The following is an 18,429-nucleotide window of genomic DNA, read 5'->3' as shown; positions in this document are numbered from 1 at the left end:
CCGACGCCGCTGTCCGGCTCCGAATTGGGTTGATATTCAGGTGTTTTCGGGTTCGCGAGCGCCCTGGTCGAGCCGGAACGGCGGATATTCGTCACGCATCAGTGAGGCATAGGCGCCCACCCGAATGGACCATCGGTGCAGACCGAGCAGGAAATCGAACAGCCCTCTGGGATAAGCGGCCGTGAACAGCAGCGCCACCGCCGCGACCAGCACCAGAACATTTGCCAACGCGAATCCGCCCCAGCCGTCTTTGCCGCCCACACCCGCACTGAATATCGCGGCGAGGATCAGGTAGTGCGGAATGGCCAGCAGCCACCATTTCACCAGAGCCAGACCGCGACTCAGCTGCTCGGGATACTCGATCTCCAGATCCGCCGGATAATCCGGATCCGACTGCAGACTGAACGGCGGATACCGATCGGTGCCGAGCACCGAGTAGGCATAGAAGCCGACCCGCCATCCCCAACGCATGACGCCGACATTGAAGTCGAACAGTGCGCGCGGATAGTTACCGGTAATAAGAATCGCGAAGAACGCGACCACCGAAACGATCACATACGCGATGTAGAGGAATACCAGAATAATGACGTGCGGGATGGCCAGGATCCATTTAACCAACCACATCCAGCGCGATAGCGCGGGATCGAGATCTCCTCGGACACGAATCGGATTGGCCGGGCCGGCTCCGGCGACGGTTTTCTCGGGCTCCATGATCGATGCTCCTTCCAGGTGCTTCGATGCCTCCACAACGCGTGGAATGTCCCGATTGTCCCGTATCGGGCAGCCGGTCGGACCACGTTCCGATACCGACACGCCAACGAAAAGGTGGCCGCCGAGGTGGCGAATCACATAGTGCCGCAACGGCGCTGCCGCGGACCTCAGCCCGGCGCCTGCCCCTGGGCCGAGTACAGGCTGACCTCGCCCTCCTCACCGAGGAACGCATTCACCAGCATGATCTGTCCGGCCTCCAGCTCGTCCGGGTCCGGCGCGCTGGTGGTGATCGAGATCTGCGGAATCACCGCCCAGTTCACGACATAGCGTTCTGGTGGGCCGTCGTCGTCGGACAGGCGCGCAAGCCGGAACACCGACACCGTCTTGCGGAGGATGAGCGTGCGCACGACCTCGGCGATTCGCTCCGGATCTTCCAGCGCGAACATGAACCCGAACGTCAGCTCGGGCGAAGACACATAGGCGGGCACGAACACCGAGGCTAGTCGATCGATCGAGGTCTCGCTCGCCCCTCGCCCGAAGTGGTTGCTGCTCATGCGCTCAGCGATTTCACGAAGGTAGGAAAGTCGGCGGTTATGTGACCGATCCGTAACGGATCATAACGATTTCCCGGCAGCTCATCTGTTTCTACACCATTCTATTGCGCCGATTCGACTATCGCGCTTTCCTGAAAAGGTCCCGATTTTCTCGGCCGTCTTCCTCATCGCATCGTCGCGGATTTCCCGGTTTCTTTGCCGTGCTGGTGGACTGTATGGAGGGCGATCCGGGTGCGGGGCTGCGCCGGAGCCGAGGGGTGCCCCTCCCCGAAATCCTCCTCGGCCCTGGCGCATCCAAATACACACCCATCGCCACCGCAGGGGCGTGCATCATGACTACCCAATACGCAGCGGATCGTATCCAAGCCGACGAGCTGCCATCGCCAGCGGCGCTACTGCGCGCATTTCGCGATCCACACGATCCGAATCGACACCGGCACCGTGTCCTGGCCGCGGGACGCGCACTGGTCGAATGTCATGAACGCAGGCGCAATGCCCTGCAGACGGCGCACGCGCCGGACGCGCCGAGCGGCCGCGTAGCACAGTGCTTACAACTGGTCGACGACCTCGACGCACACCGAAGCGAGCTGGTCGGCCATATCGACAATTGGGTCGCCAGCAATGTGGAGCACCGCGCAGGCGCCTCGCTGCACACCGAGACACTGGGCGCGGTCATCGATCGGATGGCCGCGAAATGGGTTGCGGCACAATATGCTTTGGGTATGTCACCGGTCGGTTCGACGCATCCACTGCAGTTGGACGATGAAGCCCAACTGCAGTGGAGCCGATTGGCCGAACTGGCCGACGGTTACAAGGACCTGATCACCGATGTGATCCAGCACCGGCGCCGGCTGCCGGTGTGGTGATCACCGGGGTTCGTCTGCCTCCGGTTCGACCACTTCCCCCTCGACGAACGACGTGCTCGGCTCGACCTCCGCGTCATAGGACACATCGGCCTCGTCGACCAGATCGGTCGTATGCCGCGCCGCGGCATCCTTGCGCGCGGCAGCCGCTGCCTCGTTCATCTCGATGGCGTCGGTGATCCACTCACCGATCTCCCGGGTGACCTCCGCCACGGTGCCGGTGATGATATTCGCAATATTTCCGACATGTCGCGCACCGGAGGAAGTCAATTCTTGAATTAGGTCCTTGTTGCTTTCGAATTTCCCGATCATTCACACGCCCACTTCGGTTGCGTTCCGCTGTCGCATCACGATAACACCGGGCGTGGACTCCTTCCCGACCAAGAACGGCGGCAGTGCCAGCTTGCAAATCTTCAGCCACACCGATCCGACTTGCTTACCGAGCGAACCGGTGTTGTACGGCAATCCATACTTCTCGCACAGTTCTCGAACCTGCGGCGCGATCTGCGGATAGCGATTCGCGGGCAGATCCGGGAACAGGTGGTGCTCGATCTGGTGCGACAAATTGCCGGACATGATGTGGAACAGCTTGCTGCCGGTGATGTTGGCCGAGCCGAGCATCTGCCGGACGTACCATTCACCGCGGGTCTCCTCGGCGGTCTCCTCTTCGGTGAACGTCTGTACGCCCGTGGGGAAGTGGCCGCAGAAGATGATGGAGAAGGCCCACAGGTTGCGCACCAGATTGGCGGCGGTGTTTCCGGCGAGTGTGCTGACGAACAGCGGACCGGTCAGCGCCGGGAAGATGACGTAGTCCTTGAGCACCTGCCGGCCGGCCTTGCGCCACTGGCCCTTCACCAATCGCTTGATGTCCGACCAGCTCTTCTTGCCCCGGATGATGTTCTCCACCTCCAGGTCATGGCCCATCACACCCCATTCGAACAGCACCATCAGCGCGAAGGCGTAGAGCGGTTGCCCCAGTCGCAGCGGATTCCACTGCTGAGCCTCGTCCATGCGCAGGATGCCGTAGCCGATATCGCGGTCCATGCCGTGGATATTGGTGAAGGTGTGGTGCATGTAGTTGTGCGAATGCTTCCACTGGTCCGCCGGGCAGACCGTATCCCATTCGAACTCACGGGAATTCAGACCGCGCTCACGCATCCAGTCGTACTGTCCGTGCATGACATTATGGCCGATCTCCATATTGTCCAGGATCTTCGACACACTCAGCGCGGCCACCGCGGCCAGCCAGAACGGCGGCAGGAAACCGAGATACATCAGGCCGCGCCCGGCGATCTCGAAACCGCGCTGCGCCTTGATGATCGAGTAGATGTATTCGCGGTCGGCATCGCCGAGATCGGCGACGACACGGGCACGCAGTTCATCGAGGGCCCGGCCGAGTTCCTCGACCTGGTCCGGGCTCAGTACCAGCGGGCCGTCTTTCGTTTCGGTCAGAATTGTCATTGCTGGGTCCCCTTTTGTCAGATATCGATGTCGACGTCGCCGACGGGCGCGTTGATGCAGAGCTGAATGGGCTGATCCGGATCGCTGTCGGTCTCGCCGGTGCGCACATTGCGGGTGCAGCCGGAGCGCCGAACAGCGGTGCAGGAGAAGCAGATACCCATCCGGCAGCCGTACTCCGGTGTCAACCCCGCGGCCTCGGCCTGTTCCAGCAGGACGGCACCGTTGTTCTCGGCGCTACGTCCGCTGGCCGAGAAGCTGACCGTGCCGAAGGCCTCATCGGCGTCGACGGGGGTGGTGGACAGGGTGAATTCCTCGGTGTGCAGCCGCTGCTCCAACTGCTCCGCCTCGAAGACCTTGCGCACCGCGCCCATCAGCCCAGGTGGCCCGCAGACGTAGGTCTCGCCATCGGCGAACCAGGGTGCGACGCGTTCGAGCTGGTCGTAGTCGAAATAGCCGGAGCCATCGCCGGGATAGCGCAGTTCGACGCGGAAGTTCTTGTGCGCCTGCGCGATCGCATCCAGCTCGGCCCGATGCGGCACCGTCTCCGGTGATTTCGCATAGTGCAGGAAGGCGACTTCGCCCGGATAGCCCTCATCGGCCAGCGTGCGCAGCATGGACAGCACCGGGGTGATACCGCTGCCGCCGCTGATCAACAGCACTCGTTCGGGACGCGGTTTCGGCAGTTGGAAAACACCGGCCGCCGGTTCCATGCTGACCACCATGCCCGGGACGGCATTGCGGTAGAGGTATTGCGATACCAGGCCGTCCGGATGCGCCTTGACCGTCAGTTGCAGGTGGCGGTCGCGCCGCCCCGCCGGATTGACCGGCGAATAGCACCTGGTGTGCCGGACGCCGTCGATTACGACGCCGATCTGCACATATTGCCCCGCGCCGTGGCCGCGCCACTGTCGGGTCGGGCGCAGGGTCAGCGTTACCGAACCCGGCACCGAGCGGCGAACGTGGGTGATCTCCGCACGCAACTCCCGAACCGTCAGCGTGGGGCGGACGAGTTCCAGGTAGCGGTCGAGCGGGTGCGGTGTGGTCAGGGTTTGCACCAGGTCGATGAGTCCCACCATGCGGTTGCCTCTACTTTCGGGCTGCGGCGTACTCCCGAACCCTCCTCGATGAGGATTTCAGTGCACGCCTGTACACTCAACTAGTGTGACCGATGGACCGGGTCAGGTGTCAACCAGGAACTGATGTGACCCGAACTACATCCTTGAAATAGATGAATGGTGAACGGCTGTATGCTCACTGTGATGACCGAAACCGCAGCTACCCGGGGCGAGCGCAAGGAGCGCACCAGGCAGGCCCTACTCGACGGCACGCTCGCGCTGGCCGCCGAGCGCGGCTTCGGTGCGCTGAGTCTGCGCGAGATCGCCCGCTCCGCGGGCATAGTGCCGACCGCGTTCTACCGGCATTTCGCCTCACTCGACGATCTCGGGGCGGCGTTGGTCGACGAGGGCATCCGTGCGCTGCGCCTGGCCCTGCGTCAGTTGCGCCGCACACCTGATGCCCGACTCTCGCAGACCGTTCGGTTCGTTTTTGATCAGGTCGCCACCAAACGCGAACTCTTCGGCTTCATCACCCGCGAACGCCGCGGCGGCTCGGCCGCCCTGCAACATGCCATCGCGCTCGAACTGCAATTGATCGTGCGCGAACTGGTCGTCGACCTGTCCCGCGTCCCTGCCCTGGACTCCTGGTCCTCCGACGACCTCGAATTGGCCGCCGACCTGATCGTCTCCACGGTCGCCGACTGCATTGCCGACTACGTCGCCGCCACACCGCGCGACCAACCCGCGATCATCGATCGCACCGTCCGCCAGGTCCGCCTCATCGCACTCGGCATGGCCGCGTGGTTGCCGAGCAAGCCGTAGCGTCTACCGGTTCTCCATGCGGCCGAAAAGATCTGCCAGCAAGGCCCGGAGTTCGCCGCCGATCTCGCGGTCCCGGTACGTCACTGAGCGCGCCATGGTCAACTCGTAGCTTCGACTGGCGATGGCGGCCGAGCGACAAGCCACCGGATTCAGTCTGCGGTGCGATCCCACCTCGGGTCGCTGATGCTGTCCGGACTACGAACTGGCAATAGTGCAGCGAGACCGAGGGCAAGCACCAGCACAATGCCAACGATGCCCGCACGGTCGGCGTCGAAGGCCCAGACGAAGAAGCCGAAAAGTGCTGGGGCAAGAAAGGATACAGCGCGGCCCGTGGTGGTGTAGAGGCCGAACATCTGGCCCTCGCGGCCGGGCGGGGCCAGGCGGGTGAGGAAGGAGCGTGCTGCGGCTTGGGCGGGGCCGACGAAGATGGTGAGCAGTAGGCCGAAGACCCAGAACATGACCGGACCCGACACGATAAACAGTGCGATGCCACAGATCACCATGGCGACCAGCGATATCACGATCACGATCTTCGGGCCCAGGCGATCGTCGAACCGACCCGCGGTTACCGCACCGAGTGCCGCGACGACATTCGCGGCGATGCCGAACAGCAGCACATCGGAGTCGGCGATACCGTAGACCCGCACGGCCAGGATCGCGCCGAAGGTGAAAACCCCGGCAAGACCGTCACGGAAGATCGCGCTGGCGATCAGGAAACCGACGGTGCGTCGGTCCACGGACCACAGCTCGCGCAGATCCCGCCACAGCACCCGGTACGAGCCGAAGAATCCGGCCTTGGCCGCACCGGGATCGGCATTGGTGTGTGGTAATTCGGGTACGGCGAACAGCACCGGCAGCGCGAAAGCGGCGAACCAGACCGCAGCCAGCATCGCGACCAATCGGATATTCGTACCGTCATCGGTGGGCACGCCGAGTAGGCCGCGATTGTCGCCGTGGCCGGAGATGAAGCCGAAGTAGCTGATCAGCAGGATGAATATTCCGCCGAAATAGCCCATGGCCCAACCGAATCCGGAGACACGACCAACATCGGCGGGGGTGGAGACCTGGCGCAGCATGGCGTTGTAGGGCACGCCGGCCAATTCGAAGAATGCCGAACCCAAGCCCAGCAGGACCAGGCCGAACCAGAAGTGGTGGTAATCGTCGTGCACGAAGAACATCAGCGCCATCGCCAGGATGGTGAGCGCGGTCAGAACCGCCAGTGAGCGTTTACGTTTCGCACTCGCATCGAAGCGCTGACCGCTGATCGGCGCGGTGAGTGCGACCACGAAACCCGCGATGCCCAGAGCCCAGCCGAGCCACGCGCTCGGTGACACTCCGCCGGGCAGATCGTCGCCGACCTTATCTGTGAGGTAGACCGAGAAGACGAAGGTCAGGATCACGGCATTGAATGCCGAGGAGCCCCAGTCCCACAACCCCCACGCCACCACTTGTCCGCGCCCCGCGGCCTGCCCGACAGTCGCCCGCGCGTCAACTTCCGACTCATCCGTCACCAGCCACCACCCTCATCGAATCGCTGCGCGATGCGGCGTTCATGGGCGCAGCCTAATGCGAATTTCATCGGCGAGCGGGCCAACACTCGAGACACGGTTTGCTATGCACCCAGTTGCATAGTACTGGGTGTAACGATAACCTGGCCTCATGGCACTCGAACATGCGCTCCTGGTTTCGCTGACCGAGCGTGCCGGTTCGGGTTATGAACTGGCGCGCCGCTTCGACAAGTCCATCGGCTTCTTCTGGCGCGCCACCCATCAGCAGATCTATCGCGTGCTCAAGCGCATGGAGGAATCCGGCTGGCTCAGCAGCGAGACAATCGCCCAGGAGGGCAGGCCGGACAAGAAGGTCTACACGGTGAACGAGGCGGGCCGGGCAGAGCTGGCACGCTGGATCGCCGCGCCGACCGATACCTCGATACCGCGCAACGAACTCGGCGTGAAGATCCGCGCCGCCGCGCACGGCGATATCGGCGCACTCTGCGACGAGGTCGCCCGGCATCGTGAGCAGCACAATCAACGCCTCGAGCTGTACCGGCTCATCGAGAAACGCGACTTTCCCGCTCCGGATCAGCTCGCCGGTACCCCGCTGCACCAGTACCTCGTGCTGCGCGCGGGCATTCGCGTGGAGTCCGGATTCGTCGAATGGTGCGACGAAGTACTGCAAGCCCTGCAACCTCGTGCAACAGCCCCGCACGCGGACCCGAAGAAAGGTGAGACTCAGCGATGAGTTCGTTTCCCCATCTTTTCGAGCCCCTCGATCTAGGCTTCACCACACTGCGCAATCGCGTAGTCATGGGGTCGATGCATACCGGCCTGGAGGATCGTGCCTGGGATACCAACCGGCTCGCCGCCTATTTCGCCGAGCGTGCCCGCGGCGGTGTGGGTCTCATCATCACCGGCGGTTACGCCCCGAACCGCACCGGCTGGCTGCTGCCGTTCGGCGCGAAACTCACCAACAAGTCCGAGGCCTACCGGCACCGAGTGATCACCAAAGCCGTGCACAAAGAGGGTGGCAAGATCGCCATCCAGATTCTGCACGCCGGCCGGTATTCCTATATGCCGGGCAGTGTTTCGGCATCCTCGATCAAGGCCCCGATCAATCCGTTCCGGCCGCGCAAGCTCTCCGCGCGCGGGGTCGAGCAGACCATCGACGATTACGTCCGCTGTGCGAAGCTGGCCCAGTTCGCAGGCTACGACGGTTGCGAAGTCATGGGCGGTGAAGGCTATTTCATCAACCAGTTCCTCGCGCCGCGCACCAATAAGCGCACCGACAAGTGGGGTGGCTCACCGGAGAACCGGCGCCGACTCGCGGTGGAGATCGTTCGCCGCACCCGCGCCGCGGTCGGGCCCGACTTCATCATCGTATTCCGTTTGTCCATGGCCGAACTGGTCGAGAACGGGCAGACGTTCGACGAAATCGTCGCGCTGGCAAAGGAACTCGAAGCCGTCGGCGCCAGCATTCTGAATACCGATATCGGCTGGCACGAGGCGCGGGTGCCGACCATCGTCACCTCGGTACCGCGAGCCGCCTTCGTCGAATTCACCGCGAAGATCACCGAGCAGGTCAACATTCCGGTCTGCGCGTCCAACCGGATCAATATGCCCGAGATCGCCGAGGAGATCCTTACCCGCGGTGACGCGCAACTGGTTTCGCTGGCACGACCGTTGCTCACCGATCCGGAATGGGTGAACAAGGCCGCCGCCGACCGGGTCGACGAAATCAACACCTGCATCGCCTGCAACCAGGCCTGCCTGGACCATGCGTTCCAGCACAAGACCGTGTCCTGCCTGCTCAACCCGCGCGCTGGCCACGAGACCGAACTGAAGTTGCTCCCGACTCGGCGCACCAAGCGCGTCGCGGTCGTCGGCGCGGGCCCGGCCGGATTGTCGGCGGCAGTCAATCTCGCCGAACGTGGGCACCGAGTCGAGCTTTTCGAGGCCGACGACAAGATCGGCGGACAGTTCGATATCGCGCGTCGCATCCCGGGCAAGGAGGAGTTCAACGAGTCGATCCGCTACTACACCAGGATGCTGGAGATCACCGGTGTGACCGTGCATCTGAACAAGCGGGTCACCGCGGCGGAGCTGCTCGAAGCACGCTACGACGAGATCGTGCTGGCCACCGGCGTGCGCCCGCGCATTCCGAACATTCCCGGCATCGACCACCCGATGGTGCTGTCCTACGCCGAACTGGTGCGCGAGGAGCGGCCGGTCGGCAAGCGCGTCGCCGTCATCGGCGCGGGCGGCATCGGCTACGACGTGAGCGAATTCCTGACCGTGGAAGGACATCCCACCCTCAAGCTCGACGAGTGGAAGGAAGAATGGGGTATCGACTCCGCGGACGAACAGGTTCGCGGCCAGCTCGCCAAACCGAAACCCGCACCCGCGGCCCGTGAAGTCGTCCTGCTGCAACGCAAGTCGACACCGTTCGGCAGAGATCTCGGCAAGACCTCCGGCTGGGTGCACCGCGCGGCGCTCGAGGCGAAAGGCGTCGAGCGCGTCGGCGGCGTCAACTACGAACGCATCGACGACAACGGCCTGCACATCAGCTTCGGCGAGAAGCGCCGACGTCCCCAACTGATCCCGGTCGACAACGTCATCATCTGCGCGGGACAGGAATCCGTCCGCGAACTCGAAGAACCCCTACGCGCCGCCGGTGCCAACATCCACCTCATCGGCGGCGCCGACCTAGCCGCCGAACTAGACGCCAAGCGCGCCATCGACCAGGGCACTCGCCTAGCAGCCCGCCTCTAACGCACTACTGGACCGCAGCTCACCATGCGCTGGTGGAGGCAAATGTCGACTTGGGCGCAAGGGGTTACATTCTCGATCGAAGTCGGTGGGTTTGCGGCGTGGGCTGGGCGGATCGGGTTGGGTTGATCGCCTAGGCTTCTCTCGTGAGTTTGCCCTCCCCTACGTCTGAGAATCGTGCGGTTGTTACTGGTGCCTCTTCTGGGATCGGGACTGCGCTGGCCGCTGAGCTTGCTGCTCGCGGGTATTCGTTGATCCTGGTCGCGCGGCGCGGTGAGGTGTTGACCGAGCTTGCGCAGCGGTTGACGTTGGCACATGGGGTTACCGCGGAGGTGCGTGCGGTGGATCTGGCCGATCGGACGGCGCGGGGGGCGCTGGTCGAGGAGTTGGCGGCGCGCGATATTTCGATTCTGTGCAATAACGCGGGGATCGCGACGTTCGGCGCGGTCGCCGAATTGGATCCGGCCTATGAGCGGGATCAGATGGAGCTCAATGCCGTTGCGGTGCACGATCTCACCTTGGCCGTGCTGCCCGGCATGATCGCGAGGGGTGGCGGTGGCATCCTGATCAGCGGTTCGGCGGCGGGCAATATGCCGATCCCGAACAACGCCACCTATGCGGCGAGCAAGGCCTTCGCCAACACCTTCTCGGAATCGCTGCGCGGCGAACTGAAGGGCTCGGGCGTGCACGTCACCCTGCTCGCCCCCGGACCGGTCCGCACCGAAACCCCCGATCCGGCCGAGGCCTCCATCGTCGACCGGATGGTGCCCGACTTCATGTGGGTCACCTCCGAATACACCGCCAAAATCTCCATCGACGCCTTGGCCCGCAACAAAATGCGCGTCGTTCCCGGCCTGATCAGCAAGGGCATGAGCGTCGCAGGCCAATACGGTCCTCGCGCCATCACGGCCCCCGTCGCCGGTGCGTTCTACAAGAAGCTCGGCGGCTGAGAAGCGCAAGCTGCGCCTGCACCACACGATTCTCGCCGCAAGCCGTAAAACCCCGTGCACGGCACGGCGAGCTGCTCGCCGTGCCGTGCACGGGGCCTACCACCACAGCCTCGCCTCGTCCTACAACCGCATCGAGCGCCCACCGGTCATCGCAGTGCTAGACGCGCCCAACTGGTCCGACGCGAAACCACCGACGATCTACTCGCCCGCGATATCGGCGACTCACGGGCCGTTCTCAGGCCTGTCCGGCGGCGTGCTCGATGAACCGACCGAGGAGTTCATGCAACTGTCGGCGTTCGGTCGCGGAGAACGGTGCGAGCAATTCGTCGACCACCCCATTGGCGGTGCGATTGGCGGCCGCTAACCGCTCTCGCCCGCTCGGGGTGATGTGCACGGCATAACTGCGCCGATCCCGCTCGTCCTTGCGCCGCTGCGCCAATCCCTGCCGCTCCAGCTCATCGATGATGTAGACCATCGAGGACTTGTCCAGCTGCAACCGGTCGACCAATGCACGCTGACTGAGTGGACCCACCTCGGCCAGACAGCCGAGCACCCCGAGGTGACGCAGTTCGAGATGCTGTTCCCGCAGTGCCCGATTGGCCGCCGCGCGCGCATAGCGGTGCGCGAGATAGAGCTGACCACCGATCTGCGCGCCGAGCTGCTCCGAAGTATCCGCCACGAACGAACTATAACCGATGACAGATCGTCTGAATTCAGATAGTTTTGTCGAATGAACATTGTCATCGTTGGTGCTGGGCTGGCCGGGCCCCTCCTCGCACAGGGCCTGTGCAGAGCCGGGATCACCGTCGAGCTCTACGAACGCGAGGCGGCAGGCGACCACAGCCAGGGCTATCGCATCCACCTCGATCCAGAGGGCGATCTCGCACTGCGAGCGTGCCTGCCGCCGGACCGCTACGAACAGATCGTCGCGACCGCGGGCAGGCGCGGGAGGGGCGTGCGGTTCCTCGACCCGCAACTGAACGTCGTCCGGGAAATACTGGTTCCGCCGTCAGCGGATGAGGATGTACACGGACGACACCTGACCGTCGACCGACTCACGCTGCGCAAGATCCTGCTCACCGGCATCGACGTCCACCACGGCGCAGCCTTCCAGCGCTTCGAACTGCTCGACGACGGTCGGGTCCGCACCTACTTCGACGACGGCACTGTCACCGATGCGGATCTACTCGTCGCCGCCGACGGCACGCATTCGCGCATCCGCTCGCAATGGCTGCCGGATGCCGAGGTAATCGAAACCGGCCAATCGGAGATTTACGGTAAGACAGCGCTGATCGACGATATCCGCGCGCTCACTCCAGAGGCAGCACTGGACGGATTCAGCATGGTCTCCGGTACCGATGGCCGATTCATGTCGCTGGCCGCCCACGAATTCGTCTCCGGTGACGGCGACGACTACGTCATGTGGGTGGTCGTCGCGCCGACCGCACTGATCCCGGCCGACCTGTCGGTCATGGACAAACAACAGCTGCAGAAGATCGCCACCGAACTCATCGCCGACTGGCCCGACAATCTCGCCGCACTCGTGCGCCATGCCGACCCGGAATCCGTCCACAACACCACGATCCGGACCGCAAAGCCGTTGCCGCACTGGGAAACCGGACCGGTCACGCTGATGGGCGACGCTATCCACACCATGATCCCCGCCGGGAGCAGCGCGGGGACAGCCCTGCGCGACGCCGCCCTGCTCTGCCTCCGCATTACCGAGCGGCCCGATTCCCTGCGCGATGCGGTCCACGCCTACGAAACCGAAATGCTCGATTACGGTTTCGCGATGGTGGAACGCTCGCTGCGCAGCGTCACCTGAACCTCACTGCGGCTCCCGCAGCTTCTTGGCCGTCTGCACCGCGGTGAGCGCATTGAGGCGGCCGAAGCCGTACTTGTCACTGCGCCCATCCGCGCCGTACGCGCCATGCTGCGGATCGATCATGTCGCACGACTGTTTCAACAAGTCCTTGACCTCGCTCGACGTGAGATCCGGATGCACCGACAACACCAATGCCACGACACCGGCCGCTCCCGGGCACGCGCTCGAGGTGCCGCCGAAGCTATTGGTGAAATTGCCCGCGGCATCGCCGTCATCGGTCGTGCCCACGTTGTATCCGGCGCGCCCTTGCCGATCGACGGTCCAGATGCCGGTGGTCAAGGCATCGGGGTGATGCAACGCCGGCTCTCCGATGTCGTTACTCGGAAAGGCGCACCAGACCGCCTTGCCGAAATCGCTGTATACACTGCGCTTTCCGGTGTCATTACAGGCCGCGACCGCGATGACCTTTCCGAAACTCGCGTAGCCGTCGTTGTCGACGGACTCATTGCCATTGCCCGCCGCGAAGAGTACGACGCACCCCTTGCCGTTGCGTCCGTTCGTCACCGCATGCTCGATCGCCAGGCGCGTGCTGGCCGGTAGCGGCACGACCTGATTGTGCGCCGGATCGTCCGGCCGGAACCAGACTCCGTCGGCCGGACCCCAACTGCAGGAGATGACGTCGGCGCCATGGTCGGCGGCCCATTTGAAGGCGCTCGCCTCCGCCTGCGATCCGAGATCGGAGGCGAGCCGAATCGGCATCAACCTGGCCTCGGGCGCCACCCCGGAGGCGCCGACGGTGCCGTTGGCACAGGCCACGCCCGCGCATGCGGTTCCGTGGTTATCCCCTTTTTCGGGACCGGTTCCGTGCGTATCGCGCGGACGCGGATCGTTGGTCTGTCGGGTCGCATCGCGTGGTGCGACCACCTTGCCTGTCCCGGCGAATTCGGGGTGGTCGATATCGACACCGTCGTCGATCAGCGCGATCGTCGCCCCGCTGCCGCGCGTAATCGCGTGGGCGGCTTCGACATTCGCATGCGCATTGATCGTGACGCCGCCAATGGTCGTCGCCTTAAGATGCCATTGCTGCGGGAAGATCGTCTTGCGGACGCGTCGCCGGATCAACTCGGGATGGCAGTACTCGACATCGTCGCGACGCAGCAGCCCGTTCGCGATTTCGAACACCTGTTGGCCGGTCCCCTCGGGTGCCGCGGTGAAGTACGCGTTGACGGCGTAGTCCACTGTCTCCTTGATCCGCAGACCGGCAGCGGCGAGCACCGCCACACACTGTTCGGGGTCCGCGTCATCGGTGAACTTCACGAAGACGTTCTCCGTGTACAGCACGGGCTCACGGGTCACCGGATCCACGAGTACGTGACCGGCGAAACGCACCTCCGGGGCGGCGGCGAGCACCGCCTTGCGCTGAGCGATCGAGCGCGAACCGGGCGGCACCCGATACACCTCTACCCCCGCCTCCGGATAGGACACCACCATTGTCGCGTCATCGAGTTCACCGCTCAGCGGGGTGCGAACCGATCCGATGGAGCGGGGCAGCGGACGTCTGTCCTGGGTTCGGACCGCGATCAGGTCCGGGCTCTGTTCCAACTGGAAACCGGGATCGTTCTTTGTCCCGAAATTTGCGGTAGGCATGACGACTCCTTATCTACGACCGCAAGAACAGCACCGCAAACTTAGCGCTGACCTGCGATGATGCATCGAATACCGACTACTCGAAAACAACCGGACCCACCGACCGGCGAGTCCGGGATATCACTCGTACTCAGCGTTTGCGGGTGCCGAAAATGCTGCGGCTGATCTCGCGCCCCGCCGCGGCCGCGGCCGACCGCAGAAAGCTCTTCACCGCCGGATTCCTCATGATGCGCTCGGCGGCGGATTCCTCCTCCGCGGCGGCCGTCGAACGCCCCGGCGGTGGCGGGGCCTCCGGTTCCCGCTGTGCCGCGGCGGCTTTCGCGGCCATGATCTCGTACGCCGACTCGCGATCGATGGTCTGGCCATACTTTGCCGCCAGCGCGCTGGATAGCGCTCGCGATTTGATCTGATCCTCGCCGATGGTGTCCATCAGCGAGCGCGGCGGCTGAATCCTCGTCCACGCCACCGGAGTTGGCGATCCCTTCTCCGAAAGCACCGTCACGATCGCTTCACCGATCCCCAGCGAGGTGAGCGCCTGCTCCAGGTCGTAGACACCGGTCTTCGGGTAGGTGCGCACCGTCTTGGTCAGCGCCTTCTGATCGTCAGGAGTGAAGGCACGCAGTGCGTGTTGAATGCGCGCACCCAGTTGGGAGAGCACCGAATTCGGGATATCGGTGGGTAGCTGGGTGCAGAAGAAGACGCCGACACCTTTGGACCGGATCAGCTTGACCGTCTGCTCCACCTGCTCCAGAAATGCCTTCGAGGCATCCGAGAACAACAGATGCGCCTCGTCGAAAATGAAGACCAGCTTGGGCTTTTCGATATCACCGACCTCGGGCAGCGTCTGGAACAGATCGGCGAGCACCCACATCAGGAAGGTCGAGAACATCACCGGGCGGGCCGCCTGCGCACCGAGTTCGAACAGTGTGATCACGCCATGGCCGCCCTCGGTCCGCAACAGATCGGCTGGCTCCAGTTCGGGCTCACCGAAGAAGGTGTCACCGCCGTCGGCCTCGAGATTCACCAGCGCACGCAGGATGACGCCCGCCGTCGCGGCCGAAACCCCGCCGATGCCCCTGAGGTCCTCCTTGCCCTCCGGGCTGGTGAGATGGGCGATGACCGCGCGCAGATCCTTCAGATCCAGCAGGCCGAGACCCGCCTTATCCGCCCAGTGGAAAATCAGCCCGAGGGTTGACTCCTGAGTTTCGTTGAGCCCCAAAACTTTACTGAGCAGCAGCGGACCGAATGCGGTAATGGTCGCGCGGATCGGCACCCCGACGCCACCGGTGCCGAGCGAGACGAATTCGGTCGGATAGCCGGACGGCGCCCAGTCCGGCGCACCGGTCTCGACGGCCCTGGCGCTGAGCTTTTCCTCGGTCTGCCCCGGCTGCGCGAGCCCCGACAGGTCACCCTTGATATCGGCGAGCACCACCGGAACCCCGGCCCGCGAAAGCTGTTCGGCAATACCTTGTAACGTCTTCGTCTTACCCGTACCGGTCGCACCGGCGACCAGCCCGTGCCGATTCATGGTGCGCATCGGAATCCGCACCCGCGCAGTCGAATCCACGGCGCCCTCGACGACAACAGTACCCAATTCCACTGCTGCCCCGTCGAACGCGTACCCGGCCGCGATCTGCTGCGCCACCGACTGCTCCGCGATCTGCGCGGTCTTGTTCGCCGCCGACCGCGCGGATTCCGCCGCGGCAGCGCTGGCGGCCGCGGTCGCCGCCGTCTCGGTGACCTTGGCCTGCGCGGCCTCGGCCTGCGCCACCGCATTCGCCGCATTCGGATCCGCGCTCGCGGCGGCCGCCTGCTGCTCGGCCAACTCACGTTCGGCGGCCTCGGCCACGGCGGCGGCTTCCGCGGCCACGCGCGCCGCCTCCTCGGCCGCTTTCCGAGCCGCGGCCGCCTTCTCCTGAGGGGTGGGCGCACCTGTCTCCCGACCGCGACCCCCCATCGAATCGCTTGGCGATCCTGCGTCCATCGCGTCCTCCGTCTGGTCTGACCCTGACTGCTTTCGCAGTGTTAGCTGTCGTGCCGAAACGCATACGCCGATCTCCCGCAAACTCTATCGCCGCCGATCCCACCGAGACGGCTCCCCCGGTAGTGACATGCACTCCTACGCAACCAGCACCGGTTTCGAGCGAAGCGAGAGCAAGCATGTGCGATGCCGCAGGCATCCCGGACAAACACCGCTAATGTTGCCGGGGTGTCCGACAAATACGTGGTGTGGATGGATTGTGAGATGACCGGCCTTCGCCTCGACAGCGACAAGCTGATCGAGGTGGCCGCGCTCGTGACCGACAGCGACCTCAACATTCTCGGTGACGGTGTGGATATCGTCATCCACGCCGACGATGCGGCCTTGGCCGCCATGCCGCAGGTGGTCGCGGATATGCACGCACGTTCGGGCCTGACCGAGGAAGTGCGCCGCTCCACGGTCACCCTCGCCGATGCCGAGCAGCAGATACTCGACTACATCCGCGAATATGCCCCGACCCCCGGCACGGTTCCGCTGGCCGGCAATTCCATCGCAACCGACCGCGGCTTCATCGCCCGCGATATGCCCGCACTCGATGCGCATCTGCACTACCGCATGATCGACGTGAGCTCCATCAAGGAGCTGTGTCGCCGCTGGTACCCCCGCATCTACTTCGGCCAGCCGGAGAAGGGCCTGAGCCACCGCGCCCTGGCCGATATCAAGGAATCCATTCGCGAACTGGAGTACTACCGGCGCACGGCCTTCGTCGCCGCACCGGGCCCGTCGACCGCGGAGATCACCGCCGTCGCGAACGAACTCAGCGGCGGCGATAAGGAGACCGCGCAAAACGCCACGTCAGAAACCGATTAGGGACTCGAGGGGTTGACACGCTAATATCGACCGCGCTGGTGATTCACCGGCGATGGTGGCTGTAGTTCAGTTGGTAGAGCACCAGGTTGTGATCCTGGCTGTCGCGGGTTCGAGTCCCGTCAGCCACCCGAAGCGGGCCAGGTCGGAGCACATCAGCTCCGACCTGGCCCGTTGTCTACTCGACAGTGTCGCGCGGGTCATATCGGCGACAACCATTCCTTGCTCGTCGTTGCCGCCTCCAGCGCATCCGGCAACGGGTCTACACCGAGGCCGGGCCCGTCAGGCACTGTGATGTATCCGGCTTCCAGCCGCAGCGGTTCGATGATGTCTCGTTCGTAATAGCGATCCGAGGCCACGATGTCCGCAGGCAACGTACACCCGGGTAGCGCCGCTACCGCCAGATTCGCCGCCTGACCGAGCCCGGTTTCCAGCATTCCGCCGCAAAATGCCGGTACGCCGTGTGCCATGCAGACATCGTGCGTCGAGCGCGCCTCGAGATAGCCGCCGAGACGTCCGGCTTTGATATTCACCACCGAGCACGCCCCCAGCTCGATCGCGTCGACAGCGCCGCGGGCTGAGAGAATCGATTCGTCCAGGCAGATCGGCGTACGCAAGCGGCGGGCGAGCATGATGTGATCGCGACAGCAGTCCGCGGCGAGGGGCTGTTCCAGCAGTTCGAGTCCGAACTCGTCGAGGCCAGCGAGGTGGTCGGCATCGGCCGAGGTATAGGCGCCGTTCGCGTCGACCTGCAGCTCGAGAGCGTCGCCGAACCGCTCCCGTACCGCCCGCACGGGCGCGATATCCCATCCTGGCTCGATCTTGAGCTTGATCCGCTGGTAGCCCTGTTCCAGATATTCCATGACGGTATCCAGCAGTTCGGGTATCTCGTCCATGATCCCGATCGAGACACCCGCGGCCACCGATGTGCGAGTCGCGCCGAGATATCCGGCGTAAGAACCTCGTCGGGAGCGCAGCCAGGCGTCGAGGATCGCCATCTCCAACGCGGCCTTGGCCATTCGATGGCCACGAAACCGCGCGAGTGTGGGCGCTACATCATTCGGGTCGAGATCGCGGCCGGCCAGCGCCGGCAACAGAAACCGGCGGATGACGTCGGCGGCGCCATCGATGTACTCGGAGGAAAAACTCGGAGAGGGCAGTGCTACGCACTCGCCCCACCCCTGGGCGTCCGAGGCAACCACCCGCAGCAGGAGAATGTCGCGCCACAATTCGACCCCGAACGAGGTCCGAAATGGGCTGCGCAGCGGAAGGCCCAGCCGACGCAGCTCAACGCCTTCGAGCCTCACCTTCACAGCTTGGCATATCAGCCCCTTGCCGATAGCCGCTTACTATCACCGATAATCTGACAGATCACTGTTTCACTCCGTAGACTGCGGGCATCAGGGGCGGTGTCACCGGGACGCCACC

17 protein-coding genes, 1 tRNA gene and 1 pseudogene are annotated in these 18,429 nt (G+C 64.2%); 9 read left to right on the top strand and 10 right to left on the bottom strand.

Translation table 11 applies throughout. The annotated features are described in order from the left end of the window. Positions 1-36: 36 nt before the first annotated feature. Positions 37-711 carry a DUF4389 domain-containing protein gene (locus ACIBG0_RS35605; protein ID WP_397038821.1) on the bottom strand — a complete coding sequence of 225 codons (675 nt, stop codon included), beginning with the start codon at positions 709-711 and terminating at the stop codon, positions 37-39. Between the two features lie 167 nt (positions 712-878). After that, positions 879-1,205 (bottom strand): hypothetical protein, encoded by a 327-nt coding sequence (locus ACIBG0_RS35600; RefSeq protein WP_397038820.1) that lies wholly within the window; start codon positions 1,203-1,205, stop codon positions 879-881. 392 nt (positions 1,206-1,597) lie between these two features. Here ACIBG0_RS35600 and ACIBG0_RS35595 point away from each other — a divergent pair, with 392 nt between their 5' ends. Beyond that, positions 1,598-2,131, top strand: coding sequence for a DUF4254 domain-containing protein (locus tag ACIBG0_RS35595; protein WP_397038818.1), 534 nt, complete (start codon positions 1,598-1,600; stop codon positions 2,129-2,131). Here ACIBG0_RS35595 and ACIBG0_RS35590 read toward each other — a convergent pair whose 3' ends face one another. Genes ACIBG0_RS35590 through ACIBG0_RS35580 form a run of 3 tightly spaced genes read right to left on the bottom strand, consistent with a single transcriptional unit; the run spans position 2,132 to position 4,665 of the window. Further along, entirely contained in the window at positions 2,132-2,440 is a 309-nt protein-coding gene (locus ACIBG0_RS35590; RefSeq protein ID WP_397038816.1) for a hypothetical protein, read from the bottom strand. It lies immediately after the preceding gene. After that, positions 2,441-3,589 carry a fatty acid desaturase family protein gene (locus ACIBG0_RS35585; protein ID WP_397038815.1) on the bottom strand — a complete coding sequence of 383 codons (1,149 nt, stop codon included), beginning with the start codon at positions 3,587-3,589 and terminating at the stop codon, positions 2,441-2,443. 17 nt (positions 3,590-3,606) lie between these two features. Then, entirely contained in the window at positions 3,607-4,665 is a 1,059-nt protein-coding gene (locus tag ACIBG0_RS35580; RefSeq protein WP_397038813.1) for a ferredoxin reductase, read from the bottom strand. 183 nt (positions 4,666-4,848) lie between these two features. On the opposite strand from ACIBG0_RS35580, the gene ACIBG0_RS35575 reads away from it, so the two are divergent. Beyond that, positions 4,849-5,466 carry a TetR family transcriptional regulator gene (locus ACIBG0_RS35575; protein ID WP_397038811.1) on the top strand — a complete coding sequence of 206 codons (618 nt, stop codon included), beginning with the start codon at positions 4,849-4,851 and terminating at the stop codon, positions 5,464-5,466. A 149-nt stretch (positions 5,467-5,615) separates the two neighbouring features. Here the strand turns inward: ACIBG0_RS35575 and ACIBG0_RS35570 are convergent, their stop codons facing one another. Further along, complete coding sequence (locus ACIBG0_RS35570) at positions 5,616-6,977, bottom strand: MFS transporter (protein WP_397038809.1); 1,362 nt, start codon at positions 6,975-6,977, stop codon at positions 5,616-5,618. 148 nt (positions 6,978-7,125) lie between these two features. Here ACIBG0_RS35570 and ACIBG0_RS35565 point away from each other — a divergent pair, with 148 nt between their 5' ends. The 4 genes and pseudogenes from ACIBG0_RS35565 to ACIBG0_RS35550 all read left to right on the top strand — a co-directional run. Beyond that, positions 7,126-7,707, top strand: coding sequence for a PadR family transcriptional regulator (locus tag ACIBG0_RS35565; protein WP_397038807.1), 582 nt, complete (start codon positions 7,126-7,128; stop codon positions 7,705-7,707). Then, positions 7,704-9,734, top strand: coding sequence for an FAD-dependent oxidoreductase (locus tag ACIBG0_RS35560; protein ID WP_397038805.1), 2,031 nt, complete (start codon positions 7,704-7,706; stop codon positions 9,732-9,734). The genes ACIBG0_RS35565 and ACIBG0_RS35560 overlap by 4 nt, the downstream gene beginning before the upstream one ends. A 143-nt stretch (positions 9,735-9,877) precedes the next feature. Further along, positions 9,878-10,681, top strand: coding sequence for a mycolate reductase (cmrA, locus tag ACIBG0_RS35555; protein WP_397038803.1), 804 nt, complete (start codon positions 9,878-9,880; stop codon positions 10,679-10,681). Positions 10,682-10,746: 65 nt separating this feature from the next. After that, positions 10,747-10,945 (top strand): annotated as a pseudogene (locus ACIBG0_RS35550) (hypothetical protein); the annotation flags it as partial. On the opposite strand, the gene ACIBG0_RS35545 reads toward ACIBG0_RS35550, so the two are convergent. Then, entirely contained in the window at positions 10,917-11,360 is a 444-nt protein-coding gene (locus tag ACIBG0_RS35545) for a MarR family winged helix-turn-helix transcriptional regulator (RefSeq protein ID WP_397038802.1), read from the bottom strand. The pseudogene ACIBG0_RS35550 and the gene ACIBG0_RS35545 sit on opposite strands and share 29 nt — an antisense overlap. A 51-nt stretch (positions 11,361-11,411) precedes the next feature. Between ACIBG0_RS35545 and ACIBG0_RS35540 the strand changes: the two genes are divergently transcribed. Next, complete coding sequence (locus ACIBG0_RS35540) at positions 11,412-12,506, top strand: FAD-dependent oxidoreductase (RefSeq protein ID WP_397038800.1); 1,095 nt, start codon at positions 11,412-11,414, stop codon at positions 12,504-12,506. 3 nt (positions 12,507-12,509) lie between these two features. On the opposite strand, the gene ACIBG0_RS35535 is transcribed toward ACIBG0_RS35540, so the two are convergent. Both ACIBG0_RS35535 and ACIBG0_RS35530 read right to left on the bottom strand, forming a co-directional pair. Continuing rightward, a complete protein-coding gene (locus tag ACIBG0_RS35535; protein ID WP_397038799.1) occupies positions 12,510-14,153 on the bottom strand; it encodes a S8 family serine peptidase in 1,644 nt (547 codons plus the stop codon). A 130-nt stretch (positions 14,154-14,283) separates the two neighbouring features. Next, the gene (locus ACIBG0_RS35530; RefSeq protein WP_397038797.1) at positions 14,284-16,137 is read right to left on the bottom strand and encodes a helicase HerA-like domain-containing protein; all 1,854 of its coding nucleotides are present in this window, start codon (positions 16,135-16,137) and stop codon (positions 14,284-14,286) included. A gap of 225 nt (positions 16,138-16,362) precedes the next feature. Between ACIBG0_RS35530 and orn the strand changes: the two genes are divergently transcribed. Further along, positions 16,363-17,004, top strand: a complete 642-nt coding sequence (orn, locus tag ACIBG0_RS35525; RefSeq protein ID WP_397038795.1) for an oligoribonuclease — start codon at positions 16,363-16,365, stop codon at positions 17,002-17,004. Positions 17,005-17,059: 55 nt separating this feature from the next. After that, positions 17,060-17,132: transfer RNA gene (locus ACIBG0_RS35520), tRNA-His, on the top strand. 69 nt (positions 17,133-17,201) lie between these two features. On the opposite strand, the gene menC is transcribed toward ACIBG0_RS35520, so the two are convergent. Continuing rightward, on the bottom strand, positions 17,202-18,308 hold the full coding sequence (gene menC, locus ACIBG0_RS35515) for an o-succinylbenzoate synthase (protein ID WP_397038793.1): 1,107 nt from the start codon (positions 18,306-18,308) through the stop codon (positions 17,202-17,204). Positions 18,309-18,429 lie beyond the last annotated feature (121 nt).

This window comes from Nocardia sp. NPDC050630 (genome assembly GCF_044457245.1).
Classification (GTDB): Bacteria; Actinomycetota; Actinomycetes; order Mycobacteriales; family Mycobacteriaceae; genus Nocardia.
Note: the sequence above shows the minus strand (reverse complement) of the source record. Positions and strands in the feature narration are given on the sequence as shown.